Below are 20,546 nucleotides of genomic sequence, written 5' to 3'. Positions count from 1 at the left end.
AAAACTGCTTCGTGTTAATTCGCCTGCAACGGCTACGCGACTAACGTGGGTACTTCCATTCCCTTAAAGTGAGTGAAATCAACGGTGACAAAATCGGCAGCCGTAATCTGATTGGCTTTAACGTTGGAGAGAACGGCAAGCCGCTGATCCCCTACCCCGACGACAACGTTTTTGCCTTGCTGCACGATGTCGAGAATTTCAGGATTTAGCTCGATCGCCAATCCCAATTTGTCTTTGCCCTTCTGGAAATCCTTGACTACATCGACCCCATTGTTGAGTGCCAACACGAAGGTATCTTTGCCAGAACCACCCATGTGCGTGTCGTTGCCCGCACCGCCAAAACTCATGTCGTTGCCTGTGCCGCCGATCTGAGTGTCGTTGCCTGTGCCGCCGCAGAGGGCATCGTTGCCGCCCATACCGGAAAGGGTGTCGTTGCCGCCTTCGCCGCAAAGAATGCCGCCCTGATTTTTTCCGGTCAGGTCTTGGCTGGCGTTGGTACCGCGAATGATAGGGGTGCTGTTGCTAAATGTAGCGAATGAATTGGTAAAGGCATCATAGGTCACTTGAAACGATACGACTGCCCGCTTTGTTCCTCCCTGCCCTACTGGTGCACCTTTCCCATCGCCTTCCAGAGTAATGACTTCTCCTTCTAATCTCGGTACGCCAAAGCCGCCAGAATTGTTGCCAAATTGCGATCGCAGTCTTCCAGTCGCTGCGTCGAACTCAAACGATGAACCGATTTGAGTATTGCTAGGATTAAAATCGGCGAAATCATCAAACCTGCTGGGAGCAGGATCGTGATCTGTTACGGCGAGGTTAACGGGAACAAATCGCTGGTTTAGATCAACACTTTTGGAAACAATGAAATTGGGACTAATTTGATCGTTGTTGCCAAAGACCTTGCTCTTGCGAGATTCACCTTGGATATTTGTGAAAATTTGAAAGTCAGCCTGCTGGAAATTACCAAAGATTGTCCTGGGGTCAAATCGTTCTAAAGCTCTGATCGCCTTCACATTGACTGATAAATTGGCTTCGCTCACTGCAAGCCCGTTCAAGCTTAGATCGTAAGCGGTGCTACCGCTATCTGGCTTTTGCACTTCCAGAAAATAAACGCCAGGGGCAATGGTTTCAGCATTAAGTGAATCAACGGCAGTACCTCTATTTCGTGAGGATGAAATCGCCTGTCCATCTGCGCTTCTCAGAAACAAATCGACGTCTGAGTTCTTCGGAATTAAGGTCGCACCTAATCGAATGGGTTTAGAAACATTAATGCGATAGAAGTCTGACAAGTCATCGGTTGAGCTGACCGTATCGCTAACAATTCGACCGCTGAGTGGAAAAACGCCTAAATCTCTTGCATTACCAAGTGAATTATCATTGTCGCGTGCCATAAAACTATCTCTTGCAATTGAATTGTGAACTGTTGTTTATTGGGACAGAAACTTGCATTACTTTGTCAGGTGTTTCTATGCCATGAATTGAGGTAAGTTCAACTTGAATCGCGATGTCTACCTAACTGACCTGAATATCGTCACGCTCTGCTGAACCCTGAATGTAATCAAGTAGCACGAAAAAAAGGGGCAGGTTTGGAAATGTCTTTTGATCAAGCAGTGCCCAGGGCTTCTTCTGACCTTTTTGCTTAATCTCAACGAAGGTGTGAATGGTCGTACGAGTTCGAGTTTGAATTACTGCCGCACCATCAAACTCTTGCCAAGAGAGATGTTGCATACCCATGACAAGACCACTATCTGTGACTGCAAGCGGCTTGAAGAAAACAAGCAGTCCTCGATGATAGGTGTCGATCGCATTCGGTAATTGATGCTGCACGACCTGCTCCTGCAAGATGTATCCCAGTTCTTTAATCTGTGCTAGATGCTCATCAAATTGAATCTTGCGATTGTCTCGGGTTTGAATGGTATGGGTATAGCTCGTTATTTTTGCCAGACGGGTTACGGCAATGAGTAGGGTATCAACGTCGGCGTAGGGCAAAATTATAGGATCAGATTTACGCCGATCGACTAAACCATGTTGATAAAGGAGGACAACACTTTGAGCTGATCGCCATCGTTGCCACGATCGATGAGCAAAGTAGATCGAGAAGATTGTTGCAGGAATACCGACCAAGAACAAGCAACTAATCAGTGAGGGAATAATCATCAAACCCCAAGTCACAAATAGCTGTTTAGCTTTTGGTTTGTGCCAGTTAAATTCTCCGAGGAGTTGACCAAGTTCTTGAGGTGGGAATGAGGCGGAATAATTCATAACTACACTTCAAATGAATCAAATTTCTGGAACGTGGAAAACTTCAACTTCTTCTCCAGCAAAGGCTAGTTAACCCTGCTGAGAGCAGACCCAAACCCGGTGCAAGACCAAAGCCAAGCCAAGCTTTTAATAAGGCAAGGGCATCATCCGGGGTAGGTGCTCCACCATCTGGAGGGGTAATTGTTTGGAACTGCGACTGACTCCACAACAGAGTGAGCAGGAGGGTGGCGATCGCACTCATTCCACAAAGGGCAGCGCGAACTAATCGTCGAGATCCGCTATGTTCTTGCAGCCTAGTTATTAACAGCGATACGCTCAATGTACCTATCACAATGCTGCCGACTAACCCAAGCAACAAAGCAAACAGAATAAATAGTGCCATTGTGGATTCTCAACTGAATGGGAAGGCATCAACACACACAAGGTAAGCAGATGAAGCCATTTTTTTAGGACACTAACGTGGGTACTTCCATTCCCTTGAAGTGGGAGAAGTCCACGGTGGCAAAATCAGCAGCATTAATTTGATTGGCTTTCACATTCAAGAGAGTCGCAAGTCGTTCACCGCCCACGCCAATCACGGTGTTTCTGCCCCGCTGCACAATGTCGAGGATCTCTGGGTTTAACTCCATCGACAGTCCCACTTTGTCTTCGCCCTTCTGGAAGTCTTTGACGATATCCACGCCGTTATTCAGTGCCAGCACGAAGGTATCTTTGCCAGAACCGCCCATGTGCGTGTCGTTGCCTGCACCGCCAAAGCTGATGTCGTTACCTGTGCCGCCGATGTGAATGTCGTTGCCTGTGCCGCCGCAGAGGGCATCGTTGCCGCCCATGCCAGAGAGTTTGTCATTACCCCCTTCGCCGCAGAGGATGCCGCCCTGATTTTTTCCGGTCAGGTCTTGGCTGGCGTTGGTGCCAACAACCAGAGGTGTGCTGTTGCTGAAGCTGGATGTTGAGGAGGTGAAGGTGTCGTAGTTGACGCGGAAGGAGATTCTGGCTTTGTTGGTAGATATATCCAGAAAGTCACGACCACCATCTCCTTCTAACGTAATGACTTCATTCTCACGCGCTCGCACATTAACACCATTAACGACAACAACTTCGTTTCTAAGGACATCAAACTCTAAGGGTGCCTGATTGAAAGCTCTAAAAGGATGGATATCTGCATCATCATCAATACGCAGGCTACCATCTGAGTCTTTCGGATCGAGGAATACAACAGGTTTTAGCTCACTGATGTTGAAATCTTGAGTGAGAGTCAAGTTAGGGCTGATGTCATCATCATCCTTGAAAACTTTGCTCCTTTTAGGATCGGTATCTTCTCCAAATCCCTTATTGAGTTTAAAGTAGAAGTCAGCCTCTCCCAATCTTGTGAACGGCACTGGAGTGTCAAAACGTTCAAGTGCGGTCAATCGATCGACCGTCGTACTCAATTGAGCACGAGTAATTGCATTGCCACTTGCACTCAGCGTATAGCTGCCACTGCCCGTTGATTTACTAACTAGCAAGTTGTATTCGCCCGTCGGCAAATTGTCAAACGAAATTCCTTCTGTTGCGGTTCCCGGCTTGAGGGAATTCCTGATTTGTTGACCGCTGCTATCGAACAGAACCAAGTTGGCATCAATGCCTTGAGGTACAACTGCAATACCGCCTTTAACAGGAACATCAACCTGAAATTTAAAGAAATCAAAGTTGTCACCATTCAGGAGAGAACCTCGGACAAACGGGCCATTGCGAATGTTGCCCAACTTCGTTGCAGTTGCGAATGTGTCATTATTAGCGGTTTCAAATACCTGTGCCATGATTCGTCTTCTTGAGAATGTAGTTGAGCTTGAGCGAAATTTGGACGCAAGAACTCTGGACAATGAATATGAATTCATTGCTGCAATGCAAAGCGTGGAGTGGTGAGATCGAGTCGGATTCGAATCAAATCATGAATCTATTCGTAGTAGCGGCGATCGAGCCATGCCCGTACTTCTGTCTCTGAATTGAAGAATACTCTGTGCCCTAGCAGCGGATCGTGAACCACCCAGTAAGGATTGCCAGATTTATCTTTGCGTGAATGAATGATGGGTTCATTTGATGCGGCGATCGATCTAACAATTCCATTCCAGATTCGATTCAGAATTGATGCAAAGCGAGATTTTGTTTGCTTGTCTGATTTCTTGTGAATCATCAACTCAAGCTCGTGATAATTGATAAGTTGCTCTTTCATAGCGATTTCTCCTGAATTGATGGGGTTGATTGTTTCTGAGATTGCTCGGCTGGCGGCTTAGCAGCAATGACAGTCGCGAACTGACTGAGATTAAAGACAAGGGAATCCTGACGAACGCGAGGATATCGCGCCGCGAATGCACAGATTTTGCACATATTAATTTGAGAGATTTAGAACTGAACGGGAGCGGTCATGAGAAGAATATCGCCCGTGTGATGAATGAGAGGATGGGGCACAACTGGGTTGAAATTGATCACTTTAAATCCGTTGCGCTGATACAGGTTCAGTGCTCTGGTATTTTGCTCAAAACACAGTAGGCTTAGCTCTGAGAATCCTCGCGCTGCGGCTTGCTGATGGGCGATCGAGAGAAATTGTGTGCCAATTCCCTGTCCCCGAAACTCTGGAAAGAGAGCGAGAGCGCAGATGTACCAGGTTCCGGGAGCCTCCAGGTTATAAGGATCTAACACATCCGGCTCTGACGGCTCGAATAGAATGCTTGTCGGCTGTTCAATCTGTGTTTCTACAATTCTGGTTTGCTGCAAATTAGTAAACAGCACATGATGTCCAGCATGCCAAGTTCCAGGAGCTTCCACAACTTCAGGGGTTAACGCAAGGGGAATTTCCTGAGGAGCGGCATGACCTGATGTCGCTTCTTTGGAATCTTCAATAGGAAAGGTCAGCATCATACCCGCGATTTCACCTGCTTGCTGTGCTAGCACGCAATTTTTGTAGCTGAACAGGCTCTCCTCATTGGCGTAACGCTTCGCTCCAATTTCGATCGGCGTTAGACCCGGATAATCATCTGCTAATGTACTCCACACATAATCAGACACGCCCTCAGATGAAATTCTAAAGAGTTGAGCGATCGTATTACAGTCATCACGAATTGCGGAACGAAATATCGTTCGAATTTCAGTCTTCAATTTTTTCTCCATTTATGATTTACGAATACTATTTACGAACGATGTAATAGTCGTTCTGAAAGTCGTGTGCAAGCTGCTTGATTTCAACCTGCTTAAATCCTGCATTCGCGAGCAATTCCAGTGCTTTTTCTTTGCCCCACATTGCTCCCAGCCCCATGCCGCCATAGGCGAGGGAAACCGTCATGCAGTGCATACAGGAAATGGTGTAGAGCAGGGAGGCAATCGGATGCTCCAGATTACCGTCCACTTCTGTCGTAGCGTGGATGTCCTGCATTAGATACACCCCATCTGGACGCAGGGCATTGTGAATGTTTTGCAGCACCACATCCGGTTTCGCCTGATCGTGAATCGCATCAAACGTCGTAATGAAATCGTAGCGATCGCATTCATCGAGCGTGGCAGCGTCCTTGACCTGAAACTGAATGTTGCTGAGCTTTCGCATCTGAGCATCCGCGTTGGCATTGGCAACTGCCTCAGCCGAAAAGTCGTAGCCTGTGAAGCGGCTATTGGGAAAGGCTGCTGCCAGCTTATTCAGGGCACGTCCACTACCACAGCCCACATCCAGAACGTCAATGCCTTGCAGCAAGTCTTCGGTGAGTCCGGGAATGAGCGGCAGCACATGGTCGAACAAGGCAGACACCGTGCTTTGACCGCTATCTTCTGCCATCACCGCATGAAAGCGTTTGTATTGAGAGTAGGGAACGCCACCCCCTTTGTAAAAGCAATCAATGATTTGTTCTTCGACTGAACCCAGCAGCGGAATGTATTGGGCAAAGACCGCGATATTGTCCGAGGCGGCAGCCCTGGTCAGCAGTGCAGCGTGTTCCGCAGGCAAAGTGTAGGTTTTGGCGATCGGGTCATACTCCACCACGCGACCTGTGACCATTGCACCGAGCCATTCGCGCACATAGCGTTCGTTTAGCCCAGCAGCATCAGCGATTTGCTGGCTGGTAGAAGGCGGCAGTTCTGCCAGGGTGTCAAACAGTTCGGTGCGATGCCCGATCGAGGTCATGAGGGAAACTGCGCCACTATTGAGAATCGTCAGCATCCTTTCGGCAAAGGCTTCAGCTTTCGTACTGTCGAAGGGGGTCGTGTCTAGCAATTGGGATGTCATCGCTGTCTCCTTAACTCACTGAGGGGTTGATGCCGTTCACTTCCTGCATCTGAACCTAAGTTAGCGATCCGAGCGTTCCGAAAGCGTTCCAAAAGCGTTCCTAAACCATTCTGAGCCTAAATGCCTGTCAACTTTGATTAACCACTTGAACGATCGCTTTTACTAATTCATCTGGCTCTACGGGTTTAGAGATATGGCGTTGAAACCCAGCAGCGAGTGCCTGACGGCGATCGTATTCTCCAGCGTAAGCAGTGAGGGCAATGGCTGGTATCTTTCCCCCTGCTTCTGGCGATCGGGCTCGGATCTGCTGCATGAGGGCATACCCATCCATTTCTGGCATCCCAATGTCGCACAGCAAAACGTGGGGAACAAACTGAGACACAGCTAACAATGCTTCTGCTGCAGAACTGGCAACGGTAACTTGAGCACCTTGCTGTAACAGAATGAATTCTGCCAGGTTACGCATATCGGGTTCATCATCCACCACAAGAATATGCAGCCCTGCTAGATTTGCAGTTTGAGCAAGCGGTTCTGGAGCCGTGGGGCTTTCGGAGGTGACCGTGGCAACGGGTAAGCGAACTGTGAAGGTTGCTCCTAATCCTTCCCCTGGGCTCTCTGCCTGAATCGTTCCGCCATGCAGTTCAACAATTTGACGAGCGATCGCAAGCCCCAATCCTAATCCGCCAAACTGACGAGTTGTGCTGCTGTCGGCTTGCCGGAAGTATTCAAAGATATGGGGAAGGAAATCAGGATTGATGCCTTTGCCGTTATCGCTAACCTGGATTTGAATCTGGCGATCCCAATCTTCCAGCCGAATCGTAATTTGTCCTTGATTGGGTGTAAATTTGACGGCATTTGAGAGCAGATTCCACACGACTTGCTGGAGCCGATTCGCATCTCCTAACAAAGTTTTCTTGGGCAGTTGCAGAAGCGTTTGAATCTGAATGGACTTACTAGAAGCGGCAAGCTGTACCGTTTCAATCGCCCCTTGAATCACGGCGGCTAAATCAACGGGCGCAATATTGAGACTTAGTTTGCCCCGCAGCATTCGAGAGATATCCAGCAAGTCTTCAATAAGCTGTGCCTGGAGTTTGGCGTTTCGTTCAACGGTTGCCAAAGCCTGATCGACTTTTTCAGGCGACAACTGCTGAGTTCGCAGGAGTTTTGTCCAACCTAAAATCGGGTTCAGGGGCGATCGCAGTTCGTGGGACAGCACCGCCAAAAATTCATCCTTTACCTGGTTTGCCTGTTCCGCCTCAGCTCTAGCATTACGTTCTGCCTCATACAACTGGGCACGGAAAATTGCCTGAGCGCATTGACGGCTGAGGGCAATAACAAAGTCGCGATCGTCCTGGCTTGGATTTCTGAACTTCATGAAGCTCAGCAGTAGCCCACCTACTGATCTCCCTTCAACCACCAGGGGAAGCGCCATCCAGGATTCAAAATCATAGCGTTTGTAGATCGAAGCCAAGTGCGGATAGCGGGCAATCCGATCGAGGAAACTTTCGACCCAGGCTGGCTCTCCGGTTCTGACCGCCTCCGCTAAAGGGACATCCAGATTGATTGAAAATCTGCCCCAACTCTTCACCAGGTCTTCTGCATATCCAACCGATTTAACAATTTCAAGTTCCGTCCGGTCTTTGCTAACTAAAACCACCAGGGCAGCCGTCGCTTCTAAAGTTGCCATGCTCTGTTCCACAATGACCTCTGCAACCTGCTCAGGCGTGAGAGATTCTGAGAGCGCAGCGGTCACGGTTTGGAGGCGGGCAGTGCGATCGGCGGCGGTTTCGGCAGCGTGCTTTGCCTGTTGGGCGCTGTAGTAGAGGTAGGCATTATCAATCGCGATCGCCGCGCGACGTGCCAGATCCTCAGCAAGCTCCAGATCTTTCAAACTATAGTGGCGATTAGATTCGGCAAATACAAAGGAAATGGTGCCCAGCACTCGTCCACGGGCCTGAAGGGGAGCAGTGATAGCAGACTTCAAGCCTAATCCGCGTAAAATTTCCAGATATTCAAGGTTTGTGACAGCCGCCGCGAGCTGCTCATCAGTAATGGCGATCGCAATTTCGCTCTGTCCAGTTTTCATCACTTTAGAGATGCCATACCCGTCATCCAAATGTCTGGGAAAGCGATGAGCCACCTCCCAGCCCAACTGAATTTTTTCCGAGTCAGAATGAGCAACGGCAACCCGGTTAATGCTACCGTCGTCATTTAAGAAATCAACAGCACACCAGTCAGCAAAATAAGGTACCGCTAACTGTGCAACGCTTTGCAGTGTTTGTTCGTAGTCCAGCGAGGAAGCAAGCACTTCACTCACTTCCGCCAGAAATGCTGAGCGACTTTGGGTTTGTTCTGGCTCATTGAGAGACAACTGTGCTACCGAATTAAGCAGCTTCGGTTGTTCCTTGATGTCAGAAGCATTCATTCCTGCTTGAACGTTGTCTAACCGCGTTCTCAGCAACTCCTGCTGCTTTTGCAAAGCGGATTTTATTGCCTTGCGCTCGGTAGTGTTCAGAAAATAGGCAGCTAAACCTTCTGGGATTGGCAATAGCCGCACTATGAACCATCGATTCAAGGACGAGTAGAATTCTTCAAATTCCACGGGCTCAAATTCTACAGATAGCAGTTGCCTGGTAATCGCTTGCTGGCTCTGCTGATAGAGCTGAGATGAGGGGTCAACCCGGAAAACATCCCACAGGGTTTTGCCGAGCAGATTGGTACGATCGACACCAAACAGTCGTTCTGCCCTGGCATTGAGAAAGGTACAACGTCCGGTTAAGTCCAGCGCAAAAAATGCCTCCGCCATGTTTTCCACCACAGCGGCAAATGGTTCCCTAGCCGTTTGAGCCTGAAAAGGAAACTGCGCCAATGGTTCTGACGACAGGCGATCGCTGTTTGCATTCATCGGGTTCAGTTCCATACACGCATCACTTTCAGAGAATTCAGGACAAATATCAGCTCATTGAACGAACGACCAGACTAGCAATCTTAGAGATAAGATATTCAGGCTCAATAGGCTTTGAAATGTGCATCTGAAACCCAGCAGCCAGAGCTTGTTGTTGATTCATTTCTCCAGCAAAGGCAGTGAGGGCGATCGCCAGAATGGTTCCGCCCTGTTCTGGAGGTAGGTTTCTGAGTTGACGAATCAGCATATAGCCATCCATTCCTGGCATTCCAATGTCACTGAGCAGGAGATTTGGCAGGGACTGCGATAGTGTTGCCAATGCTTCGGCGGCTGAAGCGGCTGTTAAAACGTTAGCTCCTGCTTGTTCTAATATAAAGGCAACAAACTCGCGAGTGTCGGTATCGTCGTCAACCACAAGAATTTGAAGCCCACTTAGGATAAATGCGGGTGCTAGGGGTTCAATATCTACATCCACTGTTGATTGAGTAGGCATCAATGGGAGTCTGACCGTAAAGGTAGCTCCCAACTCTTCTCCCTCACTTTCGGCTTGAACCGTGCCCCCGTGTAGTTCGACCAAATGACGCACGATCGCTAACCCCAACCCTAAGCCTCCATGCTTACGAGTTGTCGTACTATCAGCTTGACGGAAATATTCAAAAACATGGGGTAGGAACGATGGGTGAATGCCTTTACCTGTATCAGTCACAGTAATTTGAGCGTAAGCAAGCTGAGAGTTCGCTCCATTTTGAATCTCCAATTCGTTATGCTCAATTTCGACTTGCTCTAGCTTAACCTCTACCCGTCCTCTGGCTGGCGTAAACTTCACCGCATTGGAAAGGAGATTCCAGACAACCTGCTGTAAGCGATTTGAATCTCCCAGCACTAGTCCAGCATGAAGAGCAAGACTCATCTTAATCTCAATTGATTTTGCTTCTGCTGCTAAGCGCACTGTTTCAACGGCTGCTTGTATCGTTGGCACTAAATTCACTGGAGCAGTATTGAGACTCAGTTTCCCTTGCAGAATTCGCGATACATCTAACAGGTCTTCGATCAGTTCAGATTGTAGTTTGGCATTACGCTCGATCGTCTCCAATGCCTGTACTCTTTTTGCATCAGGCAAATTTTGGGTACGCAGTAGCCGTGACCAGCCTAGAATGGGATTAAGGGGCGATCGCAGCTCATGGGATAGCACTGCCAAAAACTCATCTTTCATCCGGTTCGCAGATTCTGCTTCAGCACGGGCAGTTTGCTCCTGGACAAGCTGTAACTGTCGTTCTTCTGCTAATTTACGTTCGGTGATATCCAGTACAATTCCTGTCATCCGAATCGGCTGTCCCATTTCGTCAAAAAAGGGACGACCTCTTGCTGCAATATAGTGAATCGTGCTATCAGGAAAAACAACTCGATATTCCAGCTTATGTTCTACTCGATCTGCCAAAGTTTGGCTGAGCGTTTGGGTGAAATAGTCGCGATCGTCGGGGTGAATACAGCCCAGAACAGCCTCTAACGTACAGCTAAACGTTTCACGGCTCACGCCGAATGCTTGATACATCTGGTCGTCCCATTCGATCCGGTCGTTCATCACGTCCCAACTCCAAACGCCGATTTGCCCAGACTGCAAAGCCAGATTGAGCTGTTCTCGGCTTTCGGCTAATTCCTGATATAGTTGAGCGTTTTCCAATGAAATCGCGATTTGAGCTGATAAGATCTCCAATGCAGAAAGCTGGGTTTGCGTGAACGCTTTGGTTGCTAAATTATTTTCTAAATACAGAATAGCAATGAGTTTAGATTGGCGAGCGATCGGTAGACACAGGACAGATTTGGGCTGATTACGAATAACATACTGATCTTCTGAAAAAAGAGTAGATGTTGCAGCATCTTCTAAAATGACTGTTTCTTGGGTTCGCTGCACATAGTTGAGAATCGATTGAGGAACAAGCGATGAAGTTTCAGCATTTGCCATAAAGTGTTGAATACTCAGTTGCTCGTTCGCGCGATTTGCTCTAGCTTCGACTTCAATCACTAGCCGATTGCGACGAAATTGCAGCACATAGCCCACTTCGGCTCCCGCCTGCTCGATCACAATCTGCATTAGCGTTTTTAGCAGTTCGGATAGAACGATCTCACTGGAAATGGTTTGTGATGCTTTAATCACCGACAAAATATCAAGCTGTGCTCCACTGCTGACAAACGTTGTGCTAGAGGAAGTTACAGGATCTTTAGGAAAAGCTGGTTTGAGCCGAGGCAGCAGAGCTGGATAGCGGTCTTCAAGATATTTCACTTTGCCCACTGCTCCCCAGCGCAAGTAGGCATTTCTCGCTTCTTGAAAATAAGTTTTGGCGATCGGTTCAAATTCTCGATTCAGGTAGAACTTTGCCGCCAATTCATACGCTAATGCCTCATACTGCACAAACTCATGCTCCTGAGCAGATTTGATAGATTGCTCGTACAAACGCATTGCTTCCAAATCACGTCCTTCAATTCGAGCAACTTCAGCCGCAACTAACAATGCTTTATGTAAGAAGTTAGCAGGACAATAATCTGCCCAATATTGGAGCTGCTGTTGCTGTTGCTGTAATGTTGTTAGATATTCAGTCTGAACCTCGCTGGATTGGCTTGAATAAAGTGCTGTTAGGACGAGAGAGTGATGCAATAAGTAATTGGCTTCGATCGGCAGCGATCGCACTGCACCTAGAACTTTGAATGCTTCCTGAGCAGACTGAAGTGCCTCTTGATATTGCTCATAGGTGAAAAAGACAATCAGCTTGATGATGTAGTAAAAAACAATGCCGCTAGCAAATTCTGTTCGTTTCAAGATTGCCAGAGCCTGCCCCTCATCAAATCCATCGCCATTTAGCGTATGGGAGTGAGGCGTTTGTCCCTGTAAATTGAGAATCAATTGCTGCTGCAAGCGAATCGTCTGGTAGGCTGCTTCGTGCTTCGACTGGTGGGCAAACGCAAGATATTTTTGAATGGCGCGATCGGCATCCATTAGTGGAGTAATGGCTTCAATCATTTGCCAGGAACCCTGGAAGCCATTGTAATTTGCCATTGTGATGTCGCCCGCTTCCACACAACCCAGGAATCCCTGTTCTAGAAACGGCAAATCTGTTGCCATATGATGTCTCCAGACGTTGATATGGCTCCCGTGAATGTGGAGAACTGTGCCCTTGTATTTGGGGTCATTTAGTTTCTGATTTAATCGAATCGTCATTTCTGAGAAAGCATAACCTGCAGGAATATCTCGAAACATCGAGACCAGCAGCATGGAATACATACTGTAGGCAAAACAGGATTCTTCGGTATTACCAAATTTCAACGAGTAGTTGAGAGCTTTGAGTACAACCAGGGGAAATAAGTTAGGCTTACTAAGATAGGCAGGGGGTCCCATCGAGGTGAGGAGACTAATAATGGTTCTTAGAGTTGGGTCTTGAATGACTGGAGCATCAATTAAGTCAGCAATTTGACGATCGCCCAGATTTACGGTTGCCTGTTGCTTCTCTAAATCAATTGCCTTCTGTACCTGTTCATCTGTTTCGGGAAACGTAACTTCAAATAGCCTAAGCGCTGTTAATCCAACTCTAAATGCCTCGTCGAATTTCCCTGCAACTTGATAAAGCCTGATTTGAAGCATATAGATCGTTGCCCGATCTAAATTAGTTTGAGCTTTGCTTAGGAGTAATTGAAACAAAGCCTCTGCCCGATCTAAATTTCCTGTTAAATACTCACACTCTGCCAATTCGGTGAAGAGATTGAAGACCTTAGGACCGTCAGTATTCCAAGCATCGGGCGAGAGTTGATGACTTGCTGTATCAAAAAATCTTAACGCTGGAATGTAGGCAGTTGAAGCTTTTGCCCGCTTGCCTGCTGCAATATTTAATTGCACAAGGTGATTAATTTCTTCTGGGTCAGAGATATGGTCATGACTGAGATTGAGATGATTCACGACCTCAAATAATCGCTCTTCTAACTGTTCGGCATTCAGGTTTTTGAGCAACAATCGCCCAATCTGGAGGTGAACCAGTTGCTTCTGGGCATCAGGAATTAGCACGTAAGCCGCTTGCTGAATGCGATCGTGAACAAAAGAGTAATGCTTTTCAGCAGATTCAATTTGTTCTCCGATAGTAATCAAGCCTCGCAGCACTGCTTCCCAAAGTGCTTCTGCAATTACACCAGCAGGTTTTTCAGCAACGATCGCCAAAATCTCTAAATCAAATTGATTCCCAATACAGGAAGCAAATTTAAGAAGCTGTTGAGCCTCTGATGATAGCTTTTGCACTCGCTCAATCATCAGATTTACCACATTGTCGGTAAACCCCTTTGTTTCAATCTGGTCAATGTCCCACTGCCAAGTTTTCTCAAATGAATTGAAGCGTAATAGATTTTCCTGACACAAAGTTTTGAGAAACTCATTTACAAAAAAAGGATTTCCACCAGTCTTGTGCAATACTAATTTTGCTAAGGGCTCTGATTGCTGAAGTGAACATTGAAGAGTCTCTGCAATTAGCTGATTCACACAGCCAAGATCAAGCGGCGACAATACAATTTTTGTCAATGGAATTCCCTGCTGGTGCAGTTTCTCTACCATTAAGTTAAATGGATGAGAAATATCGACTTCGTTATCTCGATAGGCAAGCAAGAAGCAGAGAAACTGAAGACTTGAACCTGTAGCAACCGTCTGAATCAGGCTCAGCGTCGCGCTATCTGCCCATTGCATATCATCTAGAAAAATTGCCAGAGGATGGTCAGCTTGGGCAAATGCGCTAATAAAATTTTGAAAGACCAGATTGAAGCGGTTCTGCGATTCGGTTGACCCCAGTACGGGAATGGAAGGCTGTTCGCCAATAATCAGTGTGACTTCTGGAATCACATCGGTAATCAACCTGCCATTGTTGCCGACAGCAGATTGAATTCGATCGCGCCAAATCACTAACTTTTCTTTTGGCTCAGCCAGAAGTTGACGGACTAATCCCTGAAATGCCTGAACAATTGTGGTGTAGGGAATGTCGCGTTTGTATTGATCAAACTTACCCGAAATAAAGATGCCTCGCGTTTGCACAATTGGCTTGTGCAATTCATTGACAAGAGAAGATTTCCCGATTCCAGAATAGCCAGAAACTAAAATCAGTTCCGGCTTTCCTTCTGCCATAACTCGGTTAAATACGGTCAGTAGCTGAGTAATTTCTGGCTCGCGTCCGTATAGCTTTTGGGGAATCTGGAGGCGATCGGAGATATCCTGTTCGGCAATCGGAAATGGAAGAATTTCTCCTGTCGTTTCCCATAACTGCAAGCAACGCTCTAAATCCGCCTGCAACCCGAGCGCGCTCTGATAGCGATCTTCTGCTACCTTTGCCAACAGCTTTAGAACAATGTCGGATATGACCTGAGGAATGGCTGGATTGATAGCAATAGGAGCAATCGGTGTTTTAGCAATATGACAGTGAATCCACTCCAGCGGATCATTTCCCTGAAACGGCAACTGCCCAGTTAGCATTTCATAGAAAGTCACACCTAACGAGTACAGATCGCTGCGCTGATCAATGCCGCGATTCATGCGTCCAGTTTGCTCTGGTGACAAATAGGGCAAACTGCCTTCAATCCGGTTAGAAGCGCCAACAATTTGACTCTCATAAGGAAGGAATGCAGCTAATCCGAAATCGCCAATTTTGACTTGATTTTGATCTAAATTGACAATGATATTTTGGGGTTTAATATCTTTGTGAACGATGTGTCGCTGATGAATTTGTGCCAGGGCAGCTACAATTTGTAATGCCATGTTGAGAAAGGCAGCAGGTTCTTGAAACTGGCTCAAAAGTTGATCGAGCGGTTGTCCCCCAAAGTCTTCCAGAATAAGATAGGGAACTCCTCGATTGAATTCTAAAGCTAATGCCCGCACCGTTCCTGGCAAGTTGAGCTGCTGTCCGATCGCGTATTCATGCTTGAGTTGCTCAATATTGCGAGCACTGTACTGCTCTGGACGCAAGCTTTTAATGACCACGGGACAACCGTCTTCTCTCACACCCCGGTAAATGAGCGATTTTGTTCCTTCTTGAATTAAATCGGTAATCGTCAATCCAGATAATGTGAATGTCACTCTAGCTGCTCCTCTGCCGTTCCCATTGTGAATGATAAAACCCTAATTATTTTTCAAAAGACTAGGAGGCTGGAATGATTCTGCCATTACCTGCGCGATCGTTTTCAAGAGCTGTTCTGGTTCGACTGGTTTGGCAAGATGGCGTTGAAATCCAGCAGATAGGGCTTGTTGCTCGTTGACATCCCCGGCGTAGGCAGTCAAAGCAATGGCCGGAATCATTTTTCCCTGCTTGGATAAGCTCGGGCGAACTTGTCTCATTAAGGCGTAACCATCCATTTTCGGCATTCCGATGTCGCTAATTACAATATCTGGCAATGACTCAGAAATTTGCTGCAAGGCTTCGGCTGCGGATGCCGCTACCCTAACCGTTGCCCCCTGTTCTTCCAGGATGAAACGAATTAGCTCCCGCATATCCGCTTCATCATCCACAATCAGAACACAAATATCATTCAAATGATGCGTTTTTTGAGTGGGTAAGGGTGACTCTAAATGAGGTGTTAGCGTCGATACTATCAGGGGGAGTTGAACCGTAAAAGTGGTGCCCATTCCAAGGCCCGGGCTTTCCGCTTTCACTGTACCGCCGTGCAGTTCAACCAGATGACGGACGATCGCCAATCCCAACCCCAATCCACCAAATTGACGGGTCGTGCTGCTATCCGCTTGACGAAAATAGTCAAAAATATAAGGCAGGAAATCAGGGCTAATTCCCTCTCCTGTGTCGCTCACCTGAATTTGAGCATTGGTTCCTATGCGATCGAGTCGAACCTGCACTCGACCACCTGACCGAGTAAATTTGACTGCATTCGAGAGCAGATTCCATACAATTTGCTGGAGACGATTCGCATCGCCATTCGTCTGTGCAACCCCAGGATTGAATGCAGTCTGAATCTGAATGCCTTTTGCTTCCGCTGACAGTCGCACTGTTTCAAGGGCTGCTTCGATTGTGGTCACCAGATCAACGGGGCGAGCATCTAGTCTTACTTTTCCTTGAAGAATGCGAGAGACATCTAGCAGATCTTCGATGAGCTGAGACTGAAGTTTTGCATTGCGTTCGATCGTGTCGAGGGCGCGGTCGGTCGCTGTCGCATCAAATGAGCGAGTGCGGAGCAGTCTCGTCCAGCCCAAAATTGGATTTAAAGGGGTTCTTAATTCATGGGACAGCACCGCAAGGAACTCATCTTTCACCCGGTTAGCAGCTTCTGCCTGCTCACGAGCAAATTGCTCTCGTCTCAAGAGCTGTTCTCGCTCTGCTTCGATCGCTTTGCGCTCTGTAATGTCGATTGTTGCCCCCAGCATTCGCACCGGGCCGCCCTGAGCATTGAAAAAAGCACCTCCTGTCGTGGAGAGCCAACGAATTGCCCCAGAAGGTTGGACAACCCGGAATTCAATTTCATAGCTCGATCGCTTTTCTAGCGCCTGCTGAATGGCTGCCGAGACTTTTGCACGATCTTCAGGATGAATTAGCTCTGCAAAATCCTCTACTTTGCCGCTAAAGGTGTCGGGGGTTAAACCATGAAACTGATAAATTTGCTCTGACCAGGTAATGTGATTGTTGATGATATCCCAATCCCAAATTCCTGATTGACCTACTGATAAAGCCAGGCGCAGTCGTTCTTCGCTCTGACGTAACGATTCCTCTGCCTGCTTGCGATCGCTCAAATCTAGAACAAAGGCAACTGCTTCTTCTCGCACTGCATAAACCAGACTAAAACCGATTAAAACTGAAACTCGGCGACCGTCTTTGCGAATATATTCTTTTTCGTAGGGCGCACAGGCTCCCCGTCTCCGCGCCTCAGCAATTGCTTCCTCATCTAATGACTGATACTCAGGGGGAGTAATATCACTCCATCTCAGGTTTCTTGCCTGTAAATCTTCACGGGTGTATCCCACAATCCTGAGAAATTCGTCATTGGCTTCCTGAATGCCGCCCTCTAAATCTCCGAACAAAATTCCAATGACGTTAGCAGCCACAAAGCTGTGTAACCGTTCTTCGCTGAGACGCAAAGCCGCTTCGGTTTGTTTGCGAGCCGTAATATCCGCAACGACCGATACACAGCTAATTCCGGCTTGGGTTTCATCAACTGGAGCAGCCCATAGTTCTACATCAAACAGGACATTGCCCTTCTTTTGACGCTGTGCCTCAACTCCGGCTAAACCTTGCCCCTGAAGGGTGATTGCCAGGTTGTTTAAAAACTCATTCCGTTTACCATCCGGGATTGCGGGTAAAAACTTTCCTAAAACTTCCTGTTGACTCCAACCAAAGATGCGTGCGGCGGCAGGGTTCCAAATTTGCACCGTGCCATCTGAGCGCAAGCCCATAATTGCCAGCGGGCAGGCTTGGATGATCGCCTGTAGGGTTTGATTGCTCTGGGCTAAGGCGGCTTCTGCTTGCTTGCGTTCCGCTTCACGCTGCTTTGTAGGGGTAATATCCAGCAATGTGCCAAAGAAGTCAACCGTTCGCCGAGATTCTCCCTCTCCTTCAAATTGGGCTTGCCCCTTCGCAAGTACCCAGCGTTCAGTGCCGTCATTCCATATAATTCGGTACTCAATTTCGTAGCTCCCAGTTGATTGTGGATCGATCGCTGCACTCACCGCATTAGCGACGCGCGATCGATCGTCTGGGTGCATCCGCTCCAATACGCTGGGCAGGGAAATCATCACCGCATCTTCCGGCTCGCCCCATATTTCACGCATTCGCTTGTCCATTTCAACCAGGTTTGTATTCAGGTGCAGCCGCCAGCCGCCGAGCCGACCCACCTGAATTGCCAGCCGCGCCCACTCTTCGCTTTCTCGCAGGGCTTGTTCTGCCTGTTTGCGCTCGGTAATGTCAATTAACAAGCCATCCCACACCATGCCGTCTTCAGTTTGCTCTGGACGAGATTTGCCCTGAAACCACTTGAGCCGCCCCGATGGGGTAATCAAGCGTCCTTCCCATTGCCAGGGCAGCCGATTGTTGATGGCGATCGCCACTGATTCTCGTAACGATGGCAGTTCATCCGGGTGAATCAGATTCCAAAAGCAGTCTGCATCCTGGATAACGTTTATTGGTTCTAATTCAAGCAGTTCACGCGAGCCAGAGCTGACGTAGGTAAAAGCTTCAGAACCATCAGCCTTGGGCGCATAGCGATAAATCATTCCCGGTACGTTGCGGGCAATCACCTGAAACCGGGCTTCGCTTTCTTGCAGTGCTGTTTCTACCTGCTTACGCTTGGTAATATCCAGCGCAATTCCGGTCATGCGGATGGGCTGTCGATTTTCATCATAAAATGTTTGTCCGATCGCGGTTAGCCACCGTTCTCCTTGGGCTGGATGAAGGATACGAAATTCAACGTTGGTATCAATCTGATGCTCTAATGCTTGACGGGTTGCCCGATCAACGCGATCGCGGTCTTGGTCAACAATAGAATTGAGCCAATTTTTATAGGAAGGTTGAGTGACGGCTGAATCTAGCCCATAAAGACGGTAATATTCTTCTGACCAAGTCACCTGATTGGTTGTAATATCCCAGTCCCACACACCCGCATTCGCAGCCTGTTGAGCAATTCTCAGACGTTCTTCACTTTGTTGCAGCGTTTCTTCAGCTTGCTTGCGCTGGGTGATATCGCTCACCAATGCCACAAAACCTTCGACCTTACCCTGCGGATCAAACCGAGGCACAAAAGTAGCACTAATAATCTTTGTCTCAACATCTTTGTAGTGCATTTCGTTCTCAAAGCTAACCGCATGTCCGGCTAACACCTGCTCGACATAAGGACGAACGCTTTCATAGGCGACTTCCCCCATCACCTCCCAAATATATTTGCCACACACTTCACTGGCACGTCGTCTAAACCACTGTTCGTAGGTTTGATTGATGAAGCGATAACGCTGCTCAGTATCAATAAACGAAATCAAAACCGGGAGCGAATTGGTAATCAGGCGCAGTTCGGCTTCTCGTTGCTGTAAGGCAACTTCGGCTTGAATCCGTTTGCTCACATCGATCGCCACCCCCGCCAGAAGCTGCTGCCCACTCGCATTCCAGAAAGGAAACTTAAAAGCCATATAGCTGTGTTCGCCATCCTCGTGGTGAATGGTTTCCAGCGTTTGCATTGGCTGACGACTGGTCAATACAGCTAAGTCATTCTCGCGAAGCTGTTTTGCAATGGCAGGTGGCAACAGCTCAAAATCCGTTTTGCCAATCAAATCTGCCTGCGATCGCTGACAGGCTCGCTCAACCCACGAATTGGCATAGACATATCGCCCCGCTTCATCTTTGATAAATGCCGCGATCGGACTGTGGTTCATGAAGCTTTGGAACAGCTCATGACTTTCTTTGAGGGCTGCTTCTGTGCGCTTCCGCTCCATAAACTGACCAATCTGGCTGCCGATCGCCGCCATCATATTCAGTAAATCTGCATCTGGCTCTTGAACACGATCGCAAAAGCACTCAATCACACCCAAGACTTGATTGCTCAATACAATGGGGAATCCAAAGACAGCCCGTAAGCCTGCCTCTGCTGCCTTTGCCGCCCTCGGAAAATTGCTGTCTTCCTTGGGGTCTGAAATCCACATGGGCTGACGATTGAGCCAAACTCGACCGGGTAGCCCAACACCAGGAGCGAAGGTTGTTTGCAATTTGGACTCAATCAGGGCCTGAGCAGAAGTTGTGGGCGATCGCCAGTTATCGCTATAGTGCAGGCAATTCGTTTGGGGATTGACACTCCAAAACATCCCTAATTGCCATCCCAACGTTTCACAAATCGCTTGTAGAATCGCTGGCAGGGCATCGGACACCGTAGTTGCTTCAGCCAAAATTTGGGCGATCGCATACTGAATATCGCGCCGGCGTTCTGCTTGCTCCTGGATTAACTTTTGGTGCGCTGTCTGCTCTCGCTGCCTGCACAGTTCCTCACGCTGTTCCAACTCCTGAACGCGTTGGCGTAATTGTGCTAATTCATCCAGCAATTGTTCTTTTGTCTTTTCCGCATCTAACATGAACGTAGCCGTATAAAAAAGGGAATTAATTGAAGTCAGCGGTTTTAATGCACGTTGGGATT

10 protein-coding genes are annotated in these 20,546 nt (G+C 47.9%); all 10 read right to left on the bottom strand.

What is annotated here, in order from left to right; all coding sequences use genetic code 11:
• Positions 1 to 32: 32 nt before the first annotated feature.
• The gene (locus NDA02_RS19420; RefSeq protein ID WP_190791295.1) at positions 33 to 1,391 is read right to left on the bottom strand and encodes a hypothetical protein; all 1,359 of its coding nucleotides are present in this window, start codon (positions 1,389 to 1,391) and stop codon (positions 33 to 35) included.
• Positions 1,392 to 1,512: 121 nt separating this feature from the next.
• The gene (locus NDA02_RS19415; protein ID WP_190791296.1) at positions 1,513 to 2,262 is read right to left on the bottom strand and encodes a DUF6585 family protein; all 750 of its coding nucleotides are present in this window, start codon (positions 2,260 to 2,262) and stop codon (positions 1,513 to 1,515) included.
• A gap of 43 nt (positions 2,263 to 2,305) precedes the next feature.
• Positions 2,306 to 2,644 (bottom strand): hypothetical protein, encoded by a 339-nt coding sequence (locus tag NDA02_RS19410; protein WP_190791297.1) that lies wholly within the window; start codon positions 2,642 to 2,644, stop codon positions 2,306 to 2,308.
• A gap of 64 nt (positions 2,645 to 2,708) precedes the next feature.
• Positions 2,709 to 4,061 (bottom strand): hypothetical protein, encoded by a 1,353-nt coding sequence (locus NDA02_RS19405; protein WP_348255663.1) that lies wholly within the window; start codon positions 4,059 to 4,061, stop codon positions 2,709 to 2,711.
• A gap of 137 nt (positions 4,062 to 4,198) precedes the next feature.
• The gene (locus NDA02_RS19400; RefSeq protein WP_190791227.1) at positions 4,199 to 4,474 is read right to left on the bottom strand and encodes a hypothetical protein; all 276 of its coding nucleotides are present in this window, start codon (positions 4,472 to 4,474) and stop codon (positions 4,199 to 4,201) included.
• Positions 4,475 to 4,644: 170 nt separating this feature from the next.
• Entirely contained in the window at positions 4,645 to 5,397 is a 753-nt protein-coding gene (locus NDA02_RS19395) for a GNAT family N-acetyltransferase (protein ID WP_190791228.1), read from the bottom strand.
• Between the two features lie 28 nt (positions 5,398 to 5,425).
• On the bottom strand, positions 5,426 to 6,511 hold the full coding sequence (locus NDA02_RS19390) for a class I SAM-dependent methyltransferase (protein ID WP_190791229.1): 1,086 nt from the start codon (positions 6,509 to 6,511) through the stop codon (positions 5,426 to 5,428).
• A gap of 127 nt (positions 6,512 to 6,638) precedes the next feature.
• Positions 6,639 to 9,431, bottom strand: coding sequence for an ATP-binding protein (locus tag NDA02_RS19385; RefSeq protein ID WP_190791230.1), 2,793 nt, complete (start codon positions 9,429 to 9,431; stop codon positions 6,639 to 6,641).
• A 34-nt stretch (positions 9,432 to 9,465) separates the two neighbouring features.
• Positions 9,466 to 15,510, bottom strand: coding sequence for an AAA family ATPase (locus NDA02_RS19380; protein ID WP_348255662.1), 6,045 nt, complete (start codon positions 15,508 to 15,510; stop codon positions 9,466 to 9,468).
• 42 nt (positions 15,511 to 15,552) lie between these two features.
• Positions 15,553 to 20,484: a PAS domain S-box protein gene (locus NDA02_RS19375; protein ID WP_348255660.1), complete on the bottom strand. Its 4,932-nt coding sequence runs from the start codon at positions 20,482 to 20,484 to the stop codon at positions 15,553 to 15,555.
• Between the last annotated feature and the right edge of the window lie 62 nt (positions 20,485 to 20,546).

The organism is Leptolyngbya sp. ST-U4, from assembly GCF_039962215.1.
Classification (GTDB): Bacteria; Cyanobacteriota; Cyanobacteriia; order Elainellales; family Elainellaceae; genus Leptolyngbya_A.
This window is presented reverse-complemented; position numbering and strand designations above follow the sequence as displayed.